19 protein-coding genes and 2 tRNA genes are annotated in these 22,895 nt (G+C 66.8%); 13 read left to right on the top strand and 8 right to left on the bottom strand.

Annotated elements, in window-relative coordinates:
• Positions 1-579 precede the first annotated feature (579 nt).
• The 7 genes from ACX12F_RS27280 to ACX12F_RS27250 all read left to right on the top strand — a co-directional run bounded on the left by ACX12F_RS27280 (position 580) and on the right by ACX12F_RS27250 (position 8,974).
• Positions 580-1,134: a Chromate resistance protein ChrB gene (locus ACX12F_RS27280; RefSeq protein ID WP_459367351.1), complete on the top strand. Its 555-nt coding sequence runs from the start codon at positions 580-582 to the stop codon at positions 1,132-1,134.
• Positions 1,135-1,157: 23 nt separating this feature from the next.
• Positions 1,158-1,772: a phosphatase PAP2 family protein gene (locus tag ACX12F_RS27275; protein ID WP_459367350.1), complete on the top strand. Its 615-nt coding sequence runs from the start codon at positions 1,158-1,160 to the stop codon at positions 1,770-1,772.
• Between the two features lie 172 nt (positions 1,773-1,944).
• Positions 1,945-3,144, top strand: coding sequence for an MFS transporter (locus tag ACX12F_RS27270; protein WP_459367349.1), 1,200 nt, complete (start codon positions 1,945-1,947; stop codon positions 3,142-3,144).
• An 11-nt stretch (positions 3,145-3,155) separates the two neighbouring features.
• Positions 3,156-3,860 carry a hypothetical protein gene (locus tag ACX12F_RS27265; protein WP_459367348.1) on the top strand — a complete coding sequence of 235 codons (705 nt, stop codon included), beginning with the start codon at positions 3,156-3,158 and terminating at the stop codon, positions 3,858-3,860.
• 566 nt (positions 3,861-4,426) lie between these two features.
• Positions 4,427-6,487, top strand: coding sequence for an iron uptake transporter permease EfeU (gene efeU / locus ACX12F_RS27260; protein ID WP_459367347.1), 2,061 nt, complete (start codon positions 4,427-4,429; stop codon positions 6,485-6,487).
• Positions 6,488-6,499: 12 nt separating this feature from the next.
• Complete coding sequence (efeB, locus tag ACX12F_RS27255) at positions 6,500-7,729, top strand: iron uptake transporter deferrochelatase/peroxidase subunit (protein WP_459367346.1); 1,230 nt, start codon at positions 6,500-6,502, stop codon at positions 7,727-7,729.
• Positions 7,730-8,149: 420 nt separating this feature from the next.
• Complete coding sequence (locus ACX12F_RS27250) at positions 8,150-8,974, top strand: COG4705 family protein (protein ID WP_459370528.1); 825 nt, start codon at positions 8,150-8,152, stop codon at positions 8,972-8,974.
• Positions 8,975-9,092: 118 nt separating this feature from the next.
• Here the strand turns inward: ACX12F_RS27250 and ACX12F_RS27245 are convergent, their stop codons facing one another.
• Genes ACX12F_RS27245 through ACX12F_RS27230 form a run of 4 tightly spaced genes read right to left on the bottom strand, consistent with a single transcriptional unit; the run spans position 9,093 to position 14,093 of the window.
• Positions 9,093-10,286 (bottom strand): TniQ family protein, encoded by a 1,194-nt coding sequence (locus tag ACX12F_RS27245; protein WP_459367345.1) that lies wholly within the window; start codon positions 10,284-10,286, stop codon positions 9,093-9,095.
• A 2-nt stretch (positions 10,287-10,288) separates the two neighbouring features.
• Positions 10,289-11,341 (bottom strand): AAA family ATPase, encoded by a 1,053-nt coding sequence (locus ACX12F_RS27240; protein ID WP_459367344.1) that lies wholly within the window; start codon positions 11,339-11,341, stop codon positions 10,289-10,291.
• Positions 11,335-13,353 (bottom strand): TnsB C-terminal domain-containing protein, encoded by a 2,019-nt coding sequence (locus ACX12F_RS27235; RefSeq protein WP_459367343.1) that lies wholly within the window; start codon positions 13,351-13,353, stop codon positions 11,335-11,337. Before ACX12F_RS27235 ends, ACX12F_RS27240 begins: the two co-directional genes overlap by 7 nt.
• Positions 13,353-14,093 carry a TnsA-like heteromeric transposase endonuclease subunit gene (locus ACX12F_RS27230; protein ID WP_459370527.1) on the bottom strand — a complete coding sequence of 247 codons (741 nt, stop codon included), beginning with the start codon at positions 14,091-14,093 and terminating at the stop codon, positions 13,353-13,355. Before ACX12F_RS27230 ends, ACX12F_RS27235 begins: the two co-directional genes overlap by 1 nt.
• Before the next feature lie 215 nt (positions 14,094-14,308).
• Here ACX12F_RS27230 and ACX12F_RS27225 point away from each other — a divergent pair, with 215 nt between their 5' ends.
• Both ACX12F_RS27225 and ACX12F_RS27220 read left to right on the top strand, forming a co-directional pair.
• A complete protein-coding gene (locus ACX12F_RS27225; protein WP_459367342.1) occupies positions 14,309-15,034 on the top strand; it encodes a FadR/GntR family transcriptional regulator in 726 nt (241 codons plus the stop codon).
• Positions 15,031-15,699 carry a sterol desaturase family protein gene (locus ACX12F_RS27220; protein WP_459367341.1) on the top strand — a complete coding sequence of 223 codons (669 nt, stop codon included), beginning with the start codon at positions 15,031-15,033 and terminating at the stop codon, positions 15,697-15,699. The genes ACX12F_RS27225 and ACX12F_RS27220 overlap by 4 nt, the downstream gene beginning before the upstream one ends.
• Positions 15,700-15,734: 35 nt before the next feature.
• Here ACX12F_RS27220 and ACX12F_RS27215 read toward each other — a convergent pair whose 3' ends face one another.
• Together ACX12F_RS27215 and ACX12F_RS27210 are read right to left on the bottom strand one after the other, a co-directional pair.
• On the bottom strand, positions 15,735-16,631 hold the full coding sequence (locus tag ACX12F_RS27215; RefSeq protein WP_459367340.1) for an undecaprenyl-diphosphate phosphatase: 897 nt from the start codon (positions 16,629-16,631) through the stop codon (positions 15,735-15,737).
• Positions 16,632-16,643: 12 nt separating this feature from the next.
• Complete coding sequence (locus ACX12F_RS27210) at positions 16,644-17,468, bottom strand: crotonase/enoyl-CoA hydratase family protein (RefSeq protein ID WP_459367339.1); 825 nt, start codon at positions 17,466-17,468, stop codon at positions 16,644-16,646.
• A 44-nt stretch (positions 17,469-17,512) separates the two neighbouring features.
• Here ACX12F_RS27210 and ACX12F_RS27205 point away from each other — a divergent pair, with 44 nt between their 5' ends.
• Complete coding sequence (locus ACX12F_RS27205; RefSeq protein WP_459367338.1) at positions 17,513-18,067, top strand: TIGR03086 family metal-binding protein; 555 nt, start codon at positions 17,513-17,515, stop codon at positions 18,065-18,067.
• Here the strand turns inward: ACX12F_RS27205 and hisC are convergent.
• On the bottom strand, positions 18,045-19,103 hold the full coding sequence (gene hisC / locus ACX12F_RS27200) for a histidinol-phosphate transaminase (RefSeq protein WP_459367337.1): 1,059 nt from the start codon (positions 19,101-19,103) through the stop codon (positions 18,045-18,047). The two genes, ACX12F_RS27205 and hisC, sit on opposite strands and share 23 nt — an antisense overlap.
• 127 nt (positions 19,104-19,230) lie before the next feature.
• Here hisC and ACX12F_RS27195 point away from each other — a divergent pair.
• Together ACX12F_RS27195 and ACX12F_RS27190 are read left to right on the top strand one after the other, a co-directional pair.
• Positions 19,231-19,322, top strand: a tRNA-Ser gene (locus ACX12F_RS27195).
• A 23-nt stretch (positions 19,323-19,345) separates the two neighbouring features.
• Positions 19,346-19,418, top strand: a tRNA-Arg gene (locus tag ACX12F_RS27190).
• Positions 19,419-19,473: 55 nt separating this feature from the next.
• On the opposite strand, the gene ACX12F_RS27185 is transcribed toward ACX12F_RS27190, so the two are convergent.
• Positions 19,474-20,187, bottom strand: a complete 714-nt coding sequence (locus ACX12F_RS27185; RefSeq protein WP_459367336.1) for a VIT1/CCC1 transporter family protein — start codon at positions 20,185-20,187, stop codon at positions 19,474-19,476.
• 253 nt (positions 20,188-20,440) lie between these two features.
• Here ACX12F_RS27185 and ACX12F_RS27180 point away from each other — a divergent pair, with 253 nt between their 5' ends.
• Positions 20,441-22,798 (top strand): heavy metal translocating P-type ATPase, encoded by a 2,358-nt coding sequence (locus ACX12F_RS27180; protein ID WP_459367335.1) that lies wholly within the window; start codon positions 20,441-20,443, stop codon positions 22,796-22,798.
• The last annotated feature ends 97 nt before the right edge of the window (positions 22,799-22,895 follow it).

The following is a 22,895-nucleotide window of genomic DNA, read 5'->3' as shown; positions in this document are numbered from 1 at the left end:
TTAGCAACGATATGCCGTAGCCACGCGGCGTCCCCTTTGAGGGTATCGACCAGGTGTGGTGCGCCGCGGTGGTGCAGATGTTTGGCCACGACCATCGGTGAGGGGCGTGTGAGGTCCCGCGTTCCTCCTGCAGGGTGGCAATGATGGTGACCGCGTTCGCGCAGTTTGGTTTTTCAGATCGGCAATTTGGGTCTCGTGAGCTTCGGGCCGGGTCCGCGGAGCCAGCGACGATGCTGCTGTCGGTATCTGCCAATCTCAGGCCGTCGGCGGTGGATGACGCTACGGGACTCGTCCGTGTCCCGGGACAGTCCACCGCGGGTGATAACCGCGACCTGTTTTGGCGCTTTCTAAGGGCCTCATCGATGTGGGTATCGACCCGTTCGGTGCCCCATCGGGTGTGGGCGTCCTTCGATATTCGAGATCGCGTCCCACGTCGTGCATGCGGCCGCGGCATCGACGATTCGACGGTGTGGGTTCGGCTTTGCAGCTGCAACCCAACGTGCGGCGCGCACACCGCGGACCGCGATGGCATGGCGGCGCGATACAGAGTGATCAGCAACATATGTTACATTTGGGTCCGTGGCGGAAGATCACGATGCGATGGTGCGGTGGCTCCTACTTGCGGTGCGGGTGCCCGCCGAGCCGTCACGGCACCGGGTCGCGGTGTGGCGGGAGCTGCGCCGCATCGGTGCAGTGCAGATCGGGCAGGGTGTCTGGGCCGTCCCGGACGTACCGGTTTTCACCGACGGGGTGACCCGGGTGATCGAGCTGGTGCACCGCGGCGACGGCGAGGTGCTCACGCTCAGCGCCGCCGGCCGCGATGAGCCCGACGCGGCCCGCCTGGAGCACATGTTCACCGCTGAACGCACCGAGGAATGGACCGAATTCCTTGCAGACTGCGCCAAGTTCGATGCAGAGATCGACAAGGAGATCGCCAACGGCAAGTTCACGATCGCCGAGCTGGAGGAGGAAGAGCAGAGCCTGGAGCGGCTGCGCCGCTGGCACCGCGACATCCGGGCCCGCGACGTGTTCGCCGCCCCGGCGGCCGCCGAAGCCGACCATCAACTCAAGTACTGCACGGAGCGGTTAGCCGTGTATACCGAGCGGGTCTTTGCGGCTGTGCACCAGCTGTGATCCTCGAATATCGGAGCACCCATTTGAATCTGGACACGCGAATCTTCTACACCATCAACGATTTCGCCCGCGACATACCGTGGTTGCAGCCCCTGGTATCCGGATACGCAACCTACGGGGTGGTGCTGTTCGCGGTGCTGCTGCTGGCGGGCTGGTGGATGGCCCGCCGCGACGACGATCGGGCACGAATGATCGCCGCGGTATGGGCCCCGCTGGGCATGCTCGCCGCGCTGGCGATCAACCAGCCGATCGCCGCCGCCGTCGGCGAAACCCGCCCCTGCCAAGCCCTGCACGACATCGTCGTGCTGCACTGCAACACCGACTCCGGGTTACCGAGCGATCACGCCGTCATGGCTGGTGCGGTCACCGCCGGACTGTGGCTGGTATCCCGGCGTTTGGGTGTGTTGGCCGCGGCCGCCGCCGCGCTGATGGCGTTCGCTCGCGTGTATGTCGGCGCGCACTACCCACAGGATGTGCTGGCCGGACTACTGTTGGGGGCCACGATCGCCCTCGCCGGATACGTGGTGGCCCGGCCGCTATTGGAGCGGCTGATCGCCGTTGTCGCCGACGGCCCGCTACGCACCCTGATCACACCGCCTGAATCGAAAGCCGTTGCTGTGCAGGAACAACCGCGATGAACACGGCAACAAACCGACACTCGTACGCTCCCTGCTCGCAGTCCCGTCAGCGGTTGCCGACGCACGACGGTCGGCAGCCGGCAGGGAGCCTGTGATGGATACCTCACCTGCAAGTTCAGCAACCGAAGATCCAGTGCCAGCGACCGGTCATCGGCTCAAACCCTGGCAATTCGTGATCATTTTCGGCGTGGTGAGCCTGTTCGCCGACATGGTGTACGAGGGTGCCCGCAGCATCATCGGCCCGTATCTCGCCACGTTGGGCGCATCGGCAGCCGTCGTCGGATTGGTCGCCGGCGCAGGGGAATTCATCGGATACGGACTGCGCGTCGTGTCCGGATACGCCACCTCCCGCACCCAGCACTACTGGGTCTGGACGATCACCGGCTACACCCTGACCGTGCTCAGCGTGCCGCTTATCGGCGCCACCGGCACACTCCTACCCGCCCTGGTGCTGTATGGAACCGAACGGCTCGGCAAGGCCGTGCGGTCACCGGCCAAAGACACCCTCCTCTCGCACGCATCGATGAGCACCGGTCGGGGCAGCGCGTTCGGTGTTCACCAGGCCCTCGACCAAACCGGGGCGATCGCCGGGCCGCTGCTGCTGGCAGCGGTGCTCAGCACGCACGCCGGGAACTACCGGTTGGCTTTCGCGGTGCTCATCGTCCCCGGCCTGATAGTCCTTATCCTGTTGGGTTGGCTGCAGTTTCGCGTTCCGGACCCGCGCCGCTACGAACTTCACTCCCCGAACCCAGCGGCCACCACCTCGCCGCATCCAGCTGGCCCCACAGCGCCGCCCATCGACGACACCGGGCGGCTTCCGGCCCGTTTTTGGCAGTACGTCCTCACCATTGGGGTGCTGTCCTGCGGTGTCGCGGCGTTTCCGCTACTTGCATTCCACGCCCAGCGCAGCGGGGCACTGTCCGATGCCCAGGTCCCCGTCCTATTCGCGGTGGCGATGGCCGTCGACGGCGCAGCCGGCCTCATCGTGGGCCAAGTGTACGACCGGCGCGGACCCGTCACGCTGCTCGCGGTGCCCATCGCCGCCGCAGCCTCGGCAATCGCCTTCACCACAAACCCGACCCTGGTGTGGATCGGGGTCGCCATCTGGGGCATCGTCAACGGCGTCCTGGACTCCACCGTCAAAGCCGTCGTCACCGAACTCGTCCCCGCCCACACCCGGGCCGTGGCGTTCGGCTGGCTCGCACTGCTGCGCGGCGTGGCACTACTTATCGCGGGCGGACTGCTCGGCGCCGCCTACGACGTCTCACCCGCCGCCACCATCGCCCTGATCGTCACCGCCAACACCGCCGCACTCATCGGCCTGACAGCAATCCTGCGACGGCTGCACCCCGCGACCCCCTCGACGATGTGAGGAGTTCACCGATGTCTGAGGGAATCGCGGGCCGCACGCTCGTGCGTCGTAGTGTGCTGGGTTTGGGCCAGGCTGGAGCGCTGACCGCGGTGATGCTGCTGGCGCTGGCAGGGACGGCGGGCGCTCAAACCGGGCTGCTGTCGGCTGAAGGTCCGCCCGGTCCGGATGTCGAGTTGCGCCAGGAGGCAGCGCTGGCCGGGTACCTCTGCTACGGGCTGATGGCCCTGGTAGTGGTGTGGGGCATGGTCATGGCCACCAAGTGGGCGCGAAAATGGTTGGCGCACAATGTGATCTATCACACCCATATGGTTCTGGCTGTTGTCGCGCTGACCTTGGGGTGGGTGCACGCCGGGTCGTACGTCCTGCAGACCCAAGAACATTTCTCCGTCGCCATGGCGGTTATCCCGTTCGTCGACGGCGAGGAGCCCGAGGTCGCGTTTGGCGTGATCGGGTTGGAGCTGGCCCTGGTGTCGGCGCTGTCGGTCCTGGCGATCCGGTGGTTGAACTTCCGCCGGTTCCGGTTGATTCACATTGTCGGTGCCTATATCGGGTTCGGGTTGTCCTGGGTGCATGTGCTGGCCACCAGCGCAGAAGTGAAAACCTTGTCCCTGGTGGGGATTACCGTCGCGGCGGTCCTGATTGTCTGTCTCATTGCCGGCGTCCTGCGACTCCTGTCCGCCTCACGGGCCGCGACAGCGCCGGAGCCGGTCAGCTGACACACGCTGGACGCACCAGCTGCGAAAACGCCAGAGCAGGCGCATGCCAGCTGCGCTTCGTGTTCGTGGACACGGGGCGCCGCAAGCGTCGTGCACCCGGGTCCGCGCGGGCAGTCCTGGGCCAGGTCGGCCGTTGCTTCGGCCACGTTTTTGCCAGTCACGCATTTCCTCCGGTGCCCGAGGTGGGGCAGAGTTCGGCGGCGTTTTAGGTGGCAGCCAAGACGGTCTCGGCGGCCGTTCAGCACATCGATGAGGGCGGACAGGGCGAGCTGAAACAACGAACATCGGTCTACCGGATCGGAGGTCGCCAGACCGTAATCTCGAAGGCAACACAAAATGTTTGGAGATTCTCGACTGCGCCGGCGATGTCCTTCTCTTGTCGCAGCCTGTGTGAGGACCTGCAGCTGACCGCCCGCGCTTTAGTGGGGGCAATGCACCACATATTGAACGTCACGTCCGAAAAGTACGCCATCGAGCCGCTAACTGACGGTCCGGTGCCTGAACATCACTCGGGTAAAGCGCACCCTCTCAGACTATTGACAGTTGGTGTGCCTTACCTTAGTTAGGTGGTCCTGTCTGATGCCGTGCCGAATCTGCTGATCGGGCTGCGGGAGGGGCTGGAAGCTGGTCTCGTGGTCAGCATCTTGCTCGCCGCCGTGCGCAAGTCTCCTGCCGCGGCGGAGGTGCCGCGGCCGACTGCCCCGGTCTGGCTGGGTGTACTGGGCGCCATCACGGTGTCGGCGAGTGTCGCTGCGGTGCTGAGCTCAACCACGAGCTCCTTCGGCGCGCGCGGCCAGGACATCCTCGGCGGACTGTTCAGCGTGGTCGCGGTGGCGCTGGTCAGCGCGATGATCTTCTGGATGTCGCGGACCGCAACCAATCTCTCGGCTGAGCTGAGCGGTAAGGTCCGTGAAGCGCTGATGCTGGGTGCCGGTGCACTCGCGCTGACGGCGTTTCTTGCCGTCGCCCGCGAAGGCTTGGAAACAACGCTGTTCTTGTGGACCGCCGCCCGCGCAGCGGGCGAATCCGTCGGCCCGATCATCGGCGGGGCACTCGGCCTGGCGATCGCGGTCCTGTTGTGCTGGGGGCTGTACCGGCGGTCGGTGCGGATGAACCTGAAGGTGTTCTTCACCCGAACCGCCGTGCTGCTGATCGTCGTGGCCGCGGGCATCCTTGCCTACGGTATCGGTGATCTGCAGACCGCTGGCTGGCTACCGGGCCGGTGTTGGTACGCGTTCGATTTCAGCGGACACGGATGGACCGACTCGTGGTGGGTGGCCATCATCACCGGCATCACTCAGCTCACGCCGCGCATGACGGTGCTGCAGGTGCTGGGTTGGGCCGGATATCTGGCAGTCGTCCTTCCCGCGTTCCTGCGGTCGTCGCGGCACACCCCGGCCCGCTCAACCGAGAGTATCGCCGAAAATCCGTCACTGCCTTCGGGTTTCAGTCGGCTGATTGCGCGTCGCCCGCTGGTCATAGCGGTGGCGGTGGTGCTGGCGCCGGTCGCGGCCGCGGCTGCCGTGATCGCGGTGTTGCCGCAATCGCCTCGATTCGAGGCCACCCAGGTGACCGTCACCGGCTCGACCTGCGCCGCGGACTGGTCCTCGGCACGGCCTGGAGCCCAGACGTTCACCGTGATCAATAAGTCCGGTAAGACCGGCGAGATCACCCTCGTCGATGCCGCCAACGGAGTGGTCGGCGAAATCGAGACCTTAGGCCCGGCCACCAGCGCGCCGCTGGCGGCTACCCTGGGGGCGGGCAGCTACAAGTTCACTTGTCTGCTGGCCGGTCAGGCCCCGACGACATCGTCAGCCAGACAGATCACGGGGCTACCGGTTGCCGACACCACGGCGGCGGTCCTGCGGGTGACCGAGAGCGATCTGAAGCCCGCGATGCAAGCCTACAAAACCTACGTCGCGGGGCTGTTGGTGACGCTGGCTGACCAGGTGCACCGGGTCCACGCGGATCTGGGCAGCGCGAATCTGGCTGCCGCCAGATCGGATTGGACTCCGGCGATGCTGATCTGGACCCGGGTCGGCGCTGCGTACGGAAGCTTCAGCGACTACGGCGACGCGATTGCCGGACTCCCGCACGGCCTGCCCGGCGGGGTGAATGACCCCGGTTTCACCGGGCTTCGCCGCCTGGAATACGGCCTGTGGCATGGTCAACCCGCCGCGCAGCTGATCGCGGTCGCCGACAGGCTAGCTGGTGACATCGCGAAACTGCGCGCCCATCTCGCCGATGCGTTGCCGGCCCCAGTCGACCAGACCAAGCGCCCCCACGAGATCCTCGAGGACATGCTGAGATTCCAGCTGATGGGTGACACCGACCAAGGCGCGGGAACGGAGTACGCCGAAACCTCTGCCGCCGTCGAGGCCACCCGAGCCTCCCTGGGGCAGTTCGCCCCGCTGATCGCTGCGCGCGCACCAAAACTGTTGCCCCAAAGCAATTCTGAACTCGACGCGCTCGACGCAGCGCTACGCGCGACACAGCTGAATGGGCATTGGGTTTCATTGGCGCAGGTCGCGCCGAACCAGCGGCGCGCCGTCGACGCCGCACTCGGACAGGCGCTGGAGACCCTCGCCGCGGTGCCCCTGCTTCTCGAACTTCCACCCAGCCGTTAGGAGCGCGCAGACATGGACGTCAGTCGTAGACACTTCCTTCGCGGCGCCGCCGCCGGCGCAGCCGGGACCGCGATCACCGGTGCCGTACTGGCCGAGGGCAAGGCCGTCGACGCCAATGCCGCCACCGTGGCCGCCCCGCCGCAGCAGTACCCATTCCACGGCGCACATCAGGCGGGCATCCTGACCCCGGCCCCCGCGCAGAAACAGAATTTCGCTTGCCACGTCGCCCTGGATGTCACAGCCCCCGGCAAGGGCGCACTGGCCCAGGTGCTCACCACGCTGACCCAGCGTGCGCGCTTTCTGACCGCAGGCGGGTCGCCGCCGCAACTGGGCGTCGGCGCCCCTCCCTCCGACAGCGGAGTCGTGGGCTCACTCGTCTCGGCCGACGGTCTGACGATCACCGTCGGCGTGGGTGCGAGCCTGTTCGACGACCGCTTCGGTCTGGTCGATCGCAAGCCCGCCAAACTCAAGCCAATGACGGTGTTCCGTAACGACTTTCCGGATCCGGCGTGGACGCATGGGGATGTGGTTGTGCAGCTGTGCGCGCACAATCCCGACACGGTGCATCACGCATTGCGCGACATCATGCGCGCCGTGCGAGGTTCGATGCAGTTGCGCTGGCGCATTGACGGATATAACTCGCCGCCACGTCCGTCGGGTACCGGCCGCAACCTGTTGGGATTTAAGGACGGCACCGCCAACCCCGTCTCAGTCGATGCTGAAAACCTGGTGTGGGTCACTGATCCAGCCGAACCCGCCTGGACTCACGGCGGCACCTATCTGGTCATCCGGCTTATCCGCATGCTCGTCGAGTTCTGGGACCGGGTATCGATCAACGAACAAGAACGGATGTTCGGCCGGCGCCGCGACAGCGGCGCCCCCCTGGACGGCAACAACGAATTCGACATACCCAACTACCCGGCCGACGCCGAGGGGAAGACCATCCCGCTGGACGCCCACATCCGGCTGGCCAACCCGCGTACCTCACAGACCGACAACCAGCGCCTGCTGCGGCGGTCCTACAACTACGACCTCGGCGTCGACACCAACGGCAACCTGCAATCCGGCCACGTCTTCGTGTGCTTCCAGCAAGACATCGACCGCCAATTCGAAACCATTCAACGCCGGCTCACCGACGAACCCCTCGTCGATTATGTCCAGCCCTTCGGTGGCGGCTACTTCTTCACCCTGCCCGGACTGACCGACGAACACGACTGGTACGGCAAGACGCTGCTGGCCTGAACGCATTGGCCAACCGAACACGACCCGCCACGCAGGTCAGCACACCCACGTGCCTGGTGATTGACCGGACCAACCACGGCTTGCCGGGTAGCTGCTCGCATGACCATGCTCACCACACCTGTCGGAGGGGAATGCGCCGCAGGGAACCCTCGATGCGGGCGGCCAAACGTCGTGGTACCGCTGGTGGGCCCGCGTCGAAGGTGCTGGCGCAATTGGGGATTCGTGTCTCAGGGTCCTTTCAGGGTGCCAGCTGTAAGTGTGGATTAGTGGGCGGCTTTGGTGTTGTTTGCGCCAAAGCCGTTGCGATGCCTGATGATCAGCGGCGATCTCGGCATGTTGCGGTCGATGTGGCCCGTCGTTGGTTCGGCGTCGACGGAAGCTGCGGACATCCAAACCGGTGAAACGGAAAGGCGAGAACGTATGAGCGAGAGTGCGAAGCAGGCACTGACTAAAGTGCCGGCTGTCACCTTGGGCTTTTGGGCCATCAAAGTATTGGCGACGACATTGGGTGAGACCGGTGGCGACACCGTGACGATGACGCTGAATTGGGGCTACCTAGCTGGTGCGGTTCTGTTCGGCGGATTGCTTGTGGTACTGGTCGTCGCGCAGATCGTTGCTGAGCGCTTTCATGCCAGCCTGTACTGGGCCACCATCGTTGCCTCGACGACGTTTGGCACGGCATTGGCTGATTTTGCCGACCGATCACTCGGCATCGGATACACGGGTGGGTCGTTGCTGTTATTGGTGCTTCTTGTGGCCACTCTTGGTCTCTGGCGCTGGTCACAAGGCAGCGTCTCGGTGAACACCGTGGTGACACCGAAGACAGAGGCGTATTACTGGGCCACTATCACCCTCTCGCAGACCTTGGGTACCGCACTAGGTGATTGGCTCGCTGATACGGGCGGGTTGGGTTATGACGGCGGTGCGTTAGCTTTTGGCGCGGCTCTGGCGATCGTTGCGGGGCTGTACTACTGGACCAGCATGTCGCGCGTGGCGCTGTTCTGGTTGGCCTTCATCCTGACCCGACCGCTGGGTGCCACGGTGGGCGATTTCCTCGATAAGCCGGTGGCCGAAGGGGGATTGGACTGGAGTCGCCCAGTGGCGTCAGCTGTACTTGCAGCCATCATCATTGTGCTGCTCGTCGTGCTGCCGCAGCGCCCGGGACAGCACCCCGGCCACGACGATCCGAGTCCGCCCTCCGATGACGCCACATCGACCGTAGGCCGGCGATCGGCAGCCCGCTGATGTGCGTCAGCAAGGCCAATCTGCGACGATCCCGGGGGCTATCCGTGGTGGCCACCATCGCGGTGGGCGACGACCCCAGTAATCGGTCCCGGTACGGTTCAACTGAGCGAGGTTTTGCTCAGACAAAAAGTGGCCTGCTTGATGTTGCGGCCGGCTCGGCGTTGTTGGGTAAGTGCAGTCGGTCGTATTCCTGTGCGCGGATGCCGCCATAGTCGTGTAGTGAGGCGCTGGCCGAGATCGTCGCGGTCATGCCGGCCATCTGTGCGGCCCATTCGCGGACGAGCACGGGTCGGAGGTGGCGGTGGTGCAGGATGCTGCTGCCGCCGCACCGCTTGACCGCGAACCAGCGCGCTTCGCGCTGGGTGCGCTCGCGGCTGGCACTGTTGGGATTGGCTGGCCGGGTCGCGCCGCACTCGCGGGTTTCGGGGAACGTCTTGTCCGGCCGGCTGGGCGGCCGATGGCTGTCGAAGATCATCCAGTGCCGGATCGCGTCGGCACGCTTGTTGTCCAGGTCGGGGACGGCTCGGCCGAGGCGACGGCTCGCTTCGGTCAAGAACATGCGCTGCCCGGCGGTATCGCCGGAAGCACGTTGGCGCCAGGCCGGGTCGGTGATCAGTTCGGCGAGGTTGACGGCCTCGGGATAGACCGCGGCGAACAGCAACGAGGTGCTGTAGGAGGTGGTCTCTGTTCCCGGCGGGATCAGCCAATGTGCCCGTTGATCCCAGCGGTGAACGGGCGCGGTGGCGTGGTCTCGTTGTGGCCACTGGGTCCAGAGGTGACCGCAGAACAGGAACCCGGTCAGTACCGCGTCGAACACCGCTGCCGGGCTGTAGTGGGCCAGCAGCCGGTTGTGCCGGTGCTGGGCAGCCACGATCTGGTCGCTGACCCGATCATGCAGGGGTGTGGGCGGTTGCCCGGCGTCGGGTGGGCCGATCCAGTAGCGATGGCGGATGCAGACGTAGTGGTGGTGCGGCAGCAGTAGCAGGACTGGTCCGCCGTCGTGGCGGGCGTCGCAGCGGCCGCAGCCGGGCTGGGATTGGTGGCGCCATGCCGTCCAGTCCGGTGCCGGGTCGCGCAGTTCGGGCAGCGCCAGCCCCAGGTGCGTGGCCGGGCGGCCGGTGAGGACGGCGAGCCGCTCGGGCAGCACCACCCGGCCTTGTGCGCGGCCGGAGCGGTCTGCGGCCTTGGCGGTGGCGACATGGTTCCACAGTTCACCCGTTGGTAGGCCGTGCAGTACCGCCAGGCGGGTCAGATAGGAACGGACAGTCTCGTGGCGGGCCGGTCCGGCGGGGATCGGTAGGCGTGCCAGCACGGTCAGCCGATCGCCCGGCGTGAACGATCGGTGGCAGCGCTACGTTCGGCGGCGTAATCGACCGGGACAAGATCGAGCAGCGGGCGGGTGATCTGTTCGGTGCCGTCCTCGATGGCCAGGACTGCCGCGCCGCGGACCAGGTGGGACAGGCTGCCGATCATGCCGCCACTGCGCCGGTACAGGTATTCATCCAGCGCGACCAGGGAGCCGGTCTTGTGTCGGTGCAGCCTCACCGTGGATTCCATGGTGGCGACCAGCGCCCGCCACTGCTCACGCTGCTCACTGGTGCCGTAAGCGAACGCGCTGGCCCCGATCATGGTGAAGCGGCCGGCGATCTGCCGGCCCCGGACCCCGGCGAACAACCCGGCCGCTTCGACGTCGATGCCGGCGTAAATGAACGTTGCTGGTAGCCGCTCGGCGAAGTACTTCAGCTGGTCGGATACTTCGGCGCCAGGGCGGGTCGTCAGGTTCAGGTTGTGCACCTCGTCGACGAGCACCAGCTCGACACCCGTGTGGGCCGCGGTGTGGCAGACCGCGTCGACAATGTCGGTGATGTTGACCCGGCCGGTGAACGACAGCCCGAGGAAGCGGGCGAACTCCATCGCCAGCATCCGCGCGGTCGAGGCCGGCGGGACGGTCACGTACAGTACCGGCAACCGATACACGTCGTGCGGGAACCGGCGGCGGATATGCAGTTCGTGGGTTCGGCCCAACTGCGTCAGCGCGGTTGTCTTGCCGGTGCCCGACTCCCCGGACACGATCAGACCCCGCCGAGCGGAAACCTGATTGCGGTTCAACTGCACCAGCAGCCGCGCGGTGGAGATCACCTTCTGGATGGTTGGGGTGTTCGCCAACGGCAAGTCGCCGTGGTAGGCCTGCCGCGCCTCCTTGACCGCTTCTCGCTCGACTTCGGTGAGCAACTCCAGGGTGGCCGGGTTGTGCCCGTCGGGCGCAGCGGGTTGGCGGTTGACGAACCGCTGCCATCCTTCCTTGGTCGTCAGCGGCTCATCGGCCCCGACCGCTGCTGAGGCGTCACTGTTGTTTCGGTTCACCATTTGTCGGCCTCGGCGGCGGCGTCGAACACCCCGAACGGGATCACCGTCGCCAGCGCCGGTTCAGCCTCGACGGTCGGCTCGCGTTCTGGCTCCGCACGCTCGGGCAGCGTGCTCACCGGATTGGTAGCGCTGGTCAGGCGGGTGCGGGCAGCGACCCGGTCAGTACGCTTGTCCACCGGCCCGGCCGCTGCGCGGGTCAGCAGATCATCCAGCACCCGGGCGACCTGCGTCTGGTTGGTGTCGTCGCCGCCGCGCTGCGCGGTCAGGGCGCGGGCGTGGCGCCAGGTGAACTCCGCGAACGGCGCGGTCACCATCGGCAGATGCGTCCACGGGACGGTCAACCACCCCTCCCGCGTGCGCACGAACACCCGAGTCGCGTCGTAGGGGTCATAGTGGACCTCCCAGAGCCCGCGGCGGGCGGTGACACCGGAGTGCTGCAACCGCAGCGGCCCGAGTTCAGGGCAGTCGTAGGTGCGGTAGTCGATGATGATTCCGTAGGCGTTGATCTGCCGCGAGGTCACCGGCAGCAACTCCAAATAGTCTTCCCCGGTCAGGGTCAGCGGCAGATACCCGGCCGCGGCAACCAGCGCGGCGTACTTCTCATTCGGACTAAGCACGCGTCGCGGGGCCAGCGGGTCGCGTAGCGCGTCGTGCGGGCGGGTCTGCCAGCCGGCCAGCAGCCACTCATCGAGCAGGTCCTGCAACTCGGTCAGCGTCCATGCCCCGGACACGTCGGCGCCGCGCCGGGTCGGGTTGGGGCCCGTGTAGGAGGCAACGTGCTGACAGAACAGCGTGTTGATCGACCCGAACGTGGCCTCCACGATCGCTTTGTCGGTGGGGGTGCGGGGCCGCGCCTGCTGCACCGAAATCCCAAGCCGCTCACAAGCTCTGGAGAACGTTTCGGAAACGAACACTTTCCCGCCGTCGACGGTGATCGTATCCGGGACGATCACCGGCTTGGCTGCCGCCAGCTCCATCCGTGCATCAATGTCCAGCAGCCTGGCGTGTGGCAACACCGACGCCGACATCCGCAACGCCTGGCTCCATCCGGGGCGCATCGGTTCGGGAACCAGCATCCGAGCCAGGAGCAGGGCGGCGTCCACCGCCTTCGTCCCGACCGGCCTCAGCACCGCCGCGCAGATCGTGCGGGTGGCCACATCCACCACGATCGTCAAGTCAGCCCGTGCCGGTGTGCCATCGTCGAGCAGCACCAGCACGTCGATCGGGGTCGAATCGATCTGCACCTGCTCACCGGGCCGCGCGGCGAACGACGGGGTGAACATCCCTGCCGGACGGTTCGCCGTCTGCCGCCGCGTGACCGCCGACCCGAAACTGTGCCGGCCGGTGGCCAGTGCGTCGATCAGTCGGTAAAACGTCGAGCGCGACGGGATTGGCACTGCCCCCACGCCGTGTTCGTCTTCGAGTTGCTGCCGCACCCGGCGGATCAGCCGCGTCCGGGTGCCGGTCGAGTTGTTCGTCTCGGCATCCAGCGCTGCCCGCACCGCCGCGACCACCCGTGTGTCGACCCGGCCGGTGACGGCCCACTCGCGGGTAGATCGTTGATCGACCAAACCCCACAAGCCCTGCCGGGCGTACCGCGCGCGCCTGGTCTGCACGGTACGGACACTGACTCCCAGCTCAGCGGCCTTGGCGACATCGCGGTCGGTGACCGTCGTCAGCGCCGGGTCGAACCCGTCGCGGGGCACCGCACCTGGCTCTGCTGCCGGCGGCAGTCCAGTCTCGACCTCGACCACATGTCGTTCCCATGCCCGGGCCGCATCCACGACGTCAGCCGGCAGGCCCTCCAGCAGGCCGAACGGCTCCATCCCCACGGGCTCATCGTGATCGACCAGCTCGAAGTCGGGGCAGGCCAGCAGATGCGAGGCCAGCACGACCTGCTCGACACCCTCGTCTGAACGCAACCGCACCGCGGTGCCGACCAGCCCCAGTACCTGGTGCTCGCCGCCGTCGAATACCACCCGATCACCGGGGCACAGCACCCCCGGCCTCATCACACGCACACCAGCGGTGTTGCCTCACCCAGCGGAACCGACAAGTCGGTCGCCAACCGTTGGCGCCAGAGCAGATGAAACAACACCGGCAGCACGCCGATCGGATCCCCCACCGCCTCCGCGCCGGCCAGCAGCGGCATCGGAGCCGCGAACACCTTCAGCAGCGACACAGCGACCGTCGGGATGTCGTGGCGTTCGTGGCGGTAGCCCGACAGCCACCGCAGATTGCCCTGCAGCACCGGGTCCAGCCCCGCGACCAGCCGATACCCCCAACCCAGCCGCTCGCACGCCCGCTCAGTGACGGCGAACTTGACCATGTCCCGCGGCCGGCGCCGCTCGACCGGGCGGCAGTCGATCACCAGCCCACTGCCGTCACGGTGGCGGGCGAACAGGTCCGGCGCATGCGCCACCGGCTTACCTCCCGCGCCGGTCCAGTGCAGCCAGAACGGCTGCGCCGCGATGCCGACCACCTGCGGGTCGAAATCCAGCAGCATCACGTGATCGCGCTCCAGCCACGACTCAAACCCAATATGGCTGCCAGTCGTCGCACACCACCACCGGCCGCTCAGATGCCGCTGCCCCTTACGCGGCCGGTACCGCCGCACAGGCAGCCCCTCCTCGAATGGCGCTCGCACGGCGGCGTCGAGGGCGCACCACTGACGCTCACCGTCGGAGGTCACCCACTCGACCTCCACGTTCTCCGCCTTGGTCACATCGGCGGCTACTTCGACCGGAGCCATCGTCACGACCAGCATTCTTCGCCATCACACGGACCCAACCCGGCAACGACTCGCAACCTACAACGAGACATTCGCAACGCCACTCGCAACCTAAGCCGAGATCACGCAGCCTTCACTGGGACCGGACACCGATGGCGTACCTCGAGATCACACCCGCTGCGAGCTAATTGGTAATACCACTAGACCTCTTACCTCTAGTGGGTTAGGGTCGTGCGGTGGAGTTGATCGCGATCAAGCGACGCTCGGCTGCCGACGAGGTGCACGACCAGCTGCTCAAGCAGCTCGTCGCGGGCGCCCCGCCGCCGGGCTCGCGCCTGCCGAGTGAGCGCAAACTGGCCGAGGTGCTGGGCGTTTCGCGCCCTGTGGTGCGCGAGGCGATTCAGCGCCTGGTCGCGTCCGGGCATCTCGATGTGCGGCAGGGGGACGGCGCTGTCGTCAACGACATCATGCGCACCGGCGGGCTCGACCTGCTGCCACATCTGCTGGTCGACGCGCCCGCGGGGGCGATGGTGAATCCGTCGGTGGTGCGCAGCGTGCTGGAGGTGCGCGAGTATCTCGGGCCGTGGATCGCGGAGCGGGCCGCGGCGCGCTCGGCGGAGAAACTCACCGGACCGCTGACCCGGGCGCTCGCAGACCTCGAGCGCGCGCAGACGGGCGCCGAGCAGCAACTCGCTGCCCTCATCTTCTGGGAATGCCTTGTGGTGGGCGCAGATTCGATCGCGATGACGCTGATCTTCAACGGGATGCGCCGGGTGTACGAGCCGATGCTCGCGGTGGTGGCCGACGCCGTCGCGGCCGCTGAGCCCGTGGACGCCTACCGAAAGCTCGCGGCGGCGGTGACGTCGGGTGCCGCGCCGAAAGCGCGCCGGGCTGCTGCCGTCGTGCTCGGTGGCGCCACCGCGGTGCTCACGGATTTTCTCGACCAGATGGAGGCACAGTGACGACCACCGGCACCCGAGGCGTGACCCTTGGCCAGGCGGCCCGCGAGTTCTGGCGCCATCCGACGCCGTGGATGATCCTGGCGCTGGTCGTCGGGTCGGTCGTCGCCCGTGTGGCGGCCGGTGGCATCGGTCTGGCTGACGTGTGGGCCCCGCTGGCGCTGGTGCTGCTATTTCCGTTCGTGGAGTGGGTAATTCACGTTTTCATCCTGCACTGGCGACCGCGGAAGCTGGGACGTATCACCCTGGACACGCTCGTCGCGCGTGATCATCGTCGACACCACGCGGACCCTCGTGACGTCGACCTGGTCTTCATTCCGACGCCGACCCTGCCGTGGCTGATCGCGGCGATCGTGGCGCTGCCTCTGGGCATCGGCGCCGCAGTCGGTGTGCCGGTATCGGCCACGCTGTCGTTCATCCTGGTCGAGTCTCTGATCCTCATGACCTACGAGTGGATTCACTACCTCGTGCACACCGACTACAAGCCGCGGACAGCGTTGTACAAGGCGGTGTGGCGCAATCATCGGTTGCACCACTTCAAGAATGAGCACTACTGGTTCTCGGTCACCACGTCGGGCACGTCCGACCGGGTGCTCGGCACCTACCCTGATCCCGCGTCAGTCGAGACAAGCCGGACGGCGAAGAACCTGCACGGGGTGCAGAACTAGCCGCCCTCACCCTCGCGGCGGGTCGGCGGCCTCGCTCAGTGCAGGGTCAGCCAGGCCAGACTGCCCAGGCCGGCGACCAAGCAATAGATCGCGAACGGTGTGAGAGTGCGGGTTTCGAAGTACTTCACCAGGAACCGCACGGACAGGTACGCCGCGATGAACGCAGCGGCACTACCGGCCAGCACCTGTCCGCCGATGCCGTCGCCGGCGGGGCCGAGCAGTTCCGGAATCTTGAGCGCGCCCGCGGCCAGGATCACCGGGGTCGCCAAGAGGAACGAGAACCGCGCGGCGTCTTCGTGGGACAGTCCGCGCAGCACGCCGGCGACCATGGTCGCGCCGGATCGGCTGATGCCCGGCAGGAGCGCCAGAATCTGGGCCGCACCGATGCCCATGGCCTCCGGGATCGGGAGGCGGGCCAGGCGCTCGTCGGACTCGTTGAGTGCTTCCGAATGCGCGGCGGCGGGCACCGCCGAGGCCGTGCGCCGCCGAAGCCGTTCACCCACAAAGAGAACGACACCGTTGATGGCGAGGAACGCGGCTGCCGGTACCGGCTTGCCCAACGTCGTGCGCAGCGCGTGATCCAACGCCAAGCCTGCGATACCGACGGGGATGGTGGACAGGATCAGCAGCCACGCGAGGCGCTCGGCGGAGGTGGTGATCTTCCGGTTCTTGATCGACGTGATCAACCCGCCGATCACCGCGACCCAGTCTCGCCAGAAGAAGACGAGCAGTGCCAGCGCGGTCGCGACGTGCACGGCCACCAGGAACGCCAGGTACGGCGATTTCTCGGCCGTCATGCTCAGGTCCTGGGCCCAGCGACCACCGACCAGGGCCGGTACCAGGATCGAGTGGCCCAGACTCGACACCGGGAACAGCTCGGTGACGCCCTGGAACGCACCGACAACGATCGCTTCGATGTAGTTGAGGCTCAAGGCAGTTGACCCCTACTCGCCCTTGAATTCGGGCGCGCGCTTTTCGAACATCGCGGTGATGCCCTCGGTCAGATCCTTCGACGCGATGAAAGCCGAGTTCCATGCCGCGACGTAACGCAGGCTGGCCGAAACCCGTTCGGTGCGTTGCTCGTCCAGCACATCCTTGACGCCGCGCACGGTCAGTGGCGGGTTGGCGGCGATCTCGCGAGCGGTTTCGTGGGCGGCGGCCAACGACGCCTCGGCGTCGGCGAAGACGTCGTTCACCAGACCGATCTTCTCGGCGCGCGCAGCATCGAAATCCTTACCTGTCAACGCCAGTTCGCGCAGATGCCCGTCGTTCAGGATCAGCGGCAGGCGGGCCAGCGAGCCCACGTCGGCGACGATGGCCAGCTTGACCTCACGCACCGAGAACTTCGCGTCGGCGCTGGCGTAGCGGATGTCGACCGCGGAGATCAGGTCGACCCCGCCGCCGATGCACCAGCCCTGAACCGAGGCGATGGTCGGGGTGCGACAGTCGGCGACCGCCGTGATCGACTGCTGCATGGCCCGCAGCTTGGTGTGGAAGTCGGCACGCTCCTTCGCCAGCGCGCCGTCGGCCATCATCGGGGTCAGAGTGCCGCCCATCGCGGCCAGGTCCAGCCCGTAGCTGAAGTTGCGGCCTGATCCGGTGAGGACGATGGCCCGCACGTTCGGATCGGCATCCAGCGCCTCGAAGGCCACCGGCAGCTCGGCCCAGAAGGCCGGGCCCATGGCGTTGCCCTTGCCGGGGCCGGTCAGTGTCACCTGCGCGACGTGATCGTTGACCTCAACAGTGAGAGATTCGTAGGTAGCACCCATGAATCGGAAGGCTAGCCGGTGAACCTGGGCGTAGCGTCTCGCCTATGACGATTCCGTCCGATGTGATCGAGGCCGGCGAGGCGAGTCTGGATGTTCTCGAGCAGGTGCTCTCAGGTCTGGGGCCCGGCGACGCAGCGCGGCAAACACCGTGCAGCGAGTTCGATGTGGCGGCGCTCACCGATCACTTGATGAACTCGATCACGGTGATCGGCGGGATCGCGGGCGCGCAGCTGCCTGAGCGGGACGCGGCGGCGCCGATCATCGACCAGGTGAGTGCCGCGGCGCGGCCTGCCTTGGCGGCGTGGCGCACCAGGGGGCTGGAGGGCACCGTCGCGGCGGGGCCGGGCGAGATGCCGGCCGTGCGGGTCGCCGGCATCCTCTCGCTCGAATTCCTCGTCCATGCGTGGGACTACGCGACGGCAGTCGGCCGCCAGATGGAGGTCCCCGATGACCTGGCCGAGTACGTCCTCGGGATGACCAAGGCCGCCGTCAGCCCCGCGGCACGGGCAGCCGTCGGGTTCGACGATCCCGTCGAGGTCCCGGCCGACGCGAGCCCGCTCGATCAGCTGATCGGCTTTACCGGCCGCCGCGCCAACTGACGGCGAAGTCCAGGAAGAGGTCGTTCTCCTGCGGCACCGTGACGGTGACGCGGACGCCTTCCTGGCCGTAGGGCCGCACCAGGAGTTTGTTGTCGGCCGCGGCATCGACGAAGTCGACGGTGTCCTCGGAGCTCAAGGGCAGCCAGACGAAGTTGGCCTGCGAGTCGGGCAGCTCGAAGCCCGCCGCGCGCAGTGCGGCGCTGACCCGGGCGCGTTCGGCCACCACGGCGTCGGTCCGGGCCAGCAGCTCGTCGGCGGCGTCCAGAGACGCGATGGCTGCGGCCTGGCTGATGCTGGTCGCGGTGAACGGCACGTACACCTTGCCCAGCGCCGTGACGATGTCTTCGTGCGCGACGGCGTAGCCGACCCGTAGTCCGGCTAGGCCGTAGGCCTTCGAGAAAGTGCGGAGCACGACGACGTTCGGGTGCTTGCGCACCAGTGCCAGGCTGTCCGGCAGCAGGCCGTCGCGGATGTACTCAACGTAGGCCTCGTCCAGGACCACCAGGATGTGCGGTGGCACTTTGGCGACGAAGTCGGCCAGCTTGGCCGGATCGACGACGGTCGAGGTGGGGTTGTTGGGGTTGCAGACGAAGATCAGCCGGGTGCGGTCGGTGATCGCGGCCAGCATGGCGTCCAGGTCGTGCGTGTGATCGGTGAGCGGGACGGGGACCGGCGTCGCGCCGGCGGTGCGGACCTGAAGCGGGTAGATCTCGAAGCTGCGCCAAGCGAACAGCACCTCGTCGCCGACGGAGGCGGTGATCTGGATGAGCTGCTGGCACAGGCTCACCGACCCGCAGCCCACCGAAATCTCGTTGGGCGCGAACCCGACATAGGCGGCCAGCCGCTCGCGCAACGCCGCATAGCCGTTGTCCGGATAGCGGTTGATGTTGTCCATCGCATTGACGATGGCCTCGCGGACGCTGGGCAGCGGTCCGTCGACGGTTTCATTGCTGGCGATCTTGATGGCGCCGGGCACTGTGCGGCCGGGGGTGTAGGCGGGCAGGGCGTCCATCTCGGGGCGCAGGCGGGCGGTCACCCGGGACAGTCTAGGTGTCCGGCAGATGGCGCCCTGGCGTCGCGCTTTGCCTTTCGCGGTGTTGACTGTGTACCGTATGCCCTCGGCGGTTGCGGGGTGTAAGAGTCCGGTACCCTCGGATCGTTCAGGAGGCGTGCCAGAGCGGCCGAATGGGACTCACTGCTAATGAGTTGTCCCCCTTACAGGGGACCGGAGGTTCAAATCCTCTCGCCTCCGCCACATAACTTAATAGTTGTACCCATGCGCCCGTAGCTCAACGGATAGAGCATCTGACTACGGATCAGAAGGTTAGGGGTTCGAATCCCTTCGGGCGCACAATCACTACAGGCCAGGAGCAATGCTCCTGGCCTGTAGTTCGTCTATGGGTGGTTTAGATGCCGGCGACGTGGACGAGTTGACCGACGAGTGCCGTCACCAGCATGGCCAACCCACCGCCGATGACGACGCGGAGCGCGGGTCGGAGCAGCTTGGTTCCGGCAATCCACGCGCCCAAGACGCCCGCGACGGCCAGGCCGATGACGGTGACGGCCACGATGAGCCACAGTTTGGTGGTGGGTGTGGGCGCGAGCAGCCCCAGCAGAGGTATGAGACCACCGACGAAGAAGCTGGCCGCCGATGCAGCGGCGGCTTGTACCGGCCGGGCAGCGGTGATGTCGGAGTGCCCGAGTTCGTCGCGTAGGTGTGCCGCCAATGGATCGGCGTCGTGCAGCGCGTGTGCGACTTGGTCCGCGAGCTCAGCGGGTAGACCGCGGTCGCGGTAGATGCCGGCCAACTCGGCGAGTTCGGCATCCGGGTCGGTCGCCAATTCGTGCGTTTCTTTGGCGCGATCACCCCGTTCCACATCGACTTGCGAACTCACGGAGACGTATTCACCAGCGGCCATAGCCATGGAACCAGCGGCCAGCCCGGCGATACCTGCGGTCAAGACGCTCGTGGCCGCGGCGCCACTAGCTGCGACGCCGACCATGAGGCTGGCCGTGGACACCAGACCGTCATTGGCGCCCAGTACCGCGGCCCGCAACCAACCGGCATGTGCGCCGCGGTGGGCTTCGGAATGCGGATTGACCATTTCGAAAAAGCTCACAGATATCTCACCTCTGTCGTCGGATCACCTGGCACGTTCGCACGCCGCGCCCAGGACGGCTAGGGCATAACGGCTCCATCGATGGAAGTGCGCATCGACTGGGTGGTGGGGTCCTACGGCCCTAGATGCGGCGTGAGCGCCCTGGTGGACTGGGCCAGACGTGCTGCCTTCGATTCTGCCTTGGATCGAGCGCGGGTATGGCAACGGTGGCGCGGCCGAAAGGACAGTCGTGCGAGGCGAGACGAAACAATCAATGAACCAACGGATTTCGCGGCTGCGCCCGTTTGTCGAACCCACGATCGTGGTGCTGACGGTGGCCGCCCTCGCCGGCGGCGGGGTTGCTTGGCTGACCGGATGGCGGTCTGTCGCTGATCGATGCTGGATCGCCGGCACGGTGCTGGCCGTGGTGCCGGCTGTGGTGTGGGTGGTGATCGCGTTGCGACGAGGGCGGCTCGGGGTGGACGTGATCGCGGTACTGTCCCTCGTTGGCACGCTGCTTGTCGGTGAGTATTTGGCGGGTGCGCTGATCGCGGTGATGCTGGCCGGTGGCCGCGCACTGGACGCGGCCGCCACGCGGCGGGCCTCCCACGATCTGCGGGCTCTGCTCGAACGTGCGCCGCGATTCGCGCGGCGCCGGATCGGCACGACGGTCAGTGTGATCCCGCTCGATGACGTGGTTGTCGATGACCTGCTGGTCGTCGGCCCGGGCGAGGTGGTCCCCGTGGACGGCCGGGTTCTCGATGTGGTGGCTGTGCTCGATGAGTCGCTGCTGACCGGCGAACCCCTGCAGGTCGAGCGCGCTGTCGGCGAGCCGGTCCGCAGCGGTGTGATCAATGCGGGCGGGGCATTTGAACTGCGAGCGACGGCCACCGCTGAGGCCAGCACCTACGCCGGCATCGTGCGGTTGGCCGAGCAGGCCGGTGCGGAAAGCGCGCCGATCGTGCGCTTGGCCGATCGGTACGCCGCGTGGTTCTTGCCGCTGGCGCTGGGGCTGGCGGCAGTGGCGTGGCTGGCCAGCGGCTCGGCAGTGCGTGCGGTGGCGGTGCTGGTGGTGGCTACCCCGTGTCCGTTGCTGCTGGCAGCGCCGGTGGCGATCGTGTCGGGTTTGTCGCGGGCATCGCGCACCGGGGTGATCATCCGCAGCGGCGGCGCGTTGGAAAACCTGGGACACGCAACAACTTTGGTGATGGACAAGACCGGAACCCTGACCATGGGCCGCCCGGTTGTGGTCGACGTGATCGCCGGACCCGGTAACGAGGCGACCAGCTTGCTGCAGCTGGCGGCGTCGGTGGACCAGTTCTCCCCGCATGTGCTCGCCGAGGCCATCGTCACCGAGGCGCTGGCACGTGGACTGTCGTTGTCGCTACCTACAAACGTGGTCGAAGAACCGGGTCGTGGGGTGACGGTCACCATAGAGGACCGTCGCGTCTCCGTCGGCAAAATTCCGGTCAGCAGCGTGACCAGCGACTGGGGGCGTGGCGTGGTCAACCGGGCCAGCCTGGACGGTGCCGCGATTGCCTGGGTGAGCATCGACGGTGAACTGGCCGGCGCCGTCTTGTTGCGGGACCCGTTGCGCCGCAGGGCACCACGCACGATGCGCCGACTGCGCAAGGCAGGTTTCGACCGGTTGGTCATGCTTACTGGCGACCGGCCCGAGCCCGCCCGCGAGGTCGCCACGGTGCTCGGACTCGATGAGGTCTACGCCGAACAAACCCCAGCGGACAAGGTTGCCGCAGTGCGCGCCGAACGCCAACGTGCCGTGACGGTGATGGTCGGTGACGGCATCAACGACGCACCCGCACTGGCCGCCGCCACGGTGGGGGTGGCGATGGGTGCCCGCGGCGCCACCGCATCCTCCGAAGCTGCCGATATCGTCTTGACCACCGATCGGGTCGACCGGCTTGCAGATGCCATGGACATTGCCCGCTGGTCGCGACGCATCGCTGTGCAAAGTGCGGTGGTCGGGATGGGCTTGTCGCTGCTGGCGATGGTGATCGCCGCCCTGGGGTGGCTACCGCCGGCCGCGGGCGCTCTGCTGCAGGAAGGCATCGACGTCGCGGTTATTCTCAACGCACTTCGTGCCTTGCGGGCCAACCCTCAGACTGCCGTGGAACTACCCATCGAGACCGAACAGCTGCTACTGCACTTTGCGGCCGAACACGACGAGCTGCGCGACACCTTGGGCCAGCTGCGGGAAGCCGCCGACCAACTCGCGGCAACTCCGGATGCGAAGGCATTACAGTCGCTGATGTCGATACGCAGTCTGCTGTCGGACCGGATTCTGCCCCATGAACTGGCCGAGGAAAACGAGCTGTATCCCGCGTTGGCGCGGCCGCTCGGCAGCGATGAAGCCACCGCCACGATGAGTCGCACCCACGCAGAGATTCAGCGGCTCTCCGATCGTGTCACGGCGCATGCCGGGCTGGCCGAATCGGCCGGCACGATCCAACCGGATCAAGTCGACGACCTCTTGGCGTGCCTGTATGGCCTGTACGCGCTGCTGCGCCTGCACTTCGCCCAGGAAGAAGAAAGCTACTTCACCCTTGCTCAGGACGACCCGGCGGCCAAAGATGCGACTGCGGTGCGGCCCGGTTCCGCAGCGGCGCGCTGAGCCCACGGGATAAGCCCGGGATAAGTAGGCGCCGCGGTCACGGACAAGCGCCGGCGAGCGCGGCAAGGTTAGCCATTCCTTGAAGCACAAAGTCGTT

The sequence above is a fragment of the Mycolicibacterium sp. HS_4_1 genome (genome assembly GCF_054515875.1).
The sequence above is the reverse complement of the archived record's forward strand: the minus strand, read 5'-3'. Positions and strand labels throughout refer to the sequence as shown.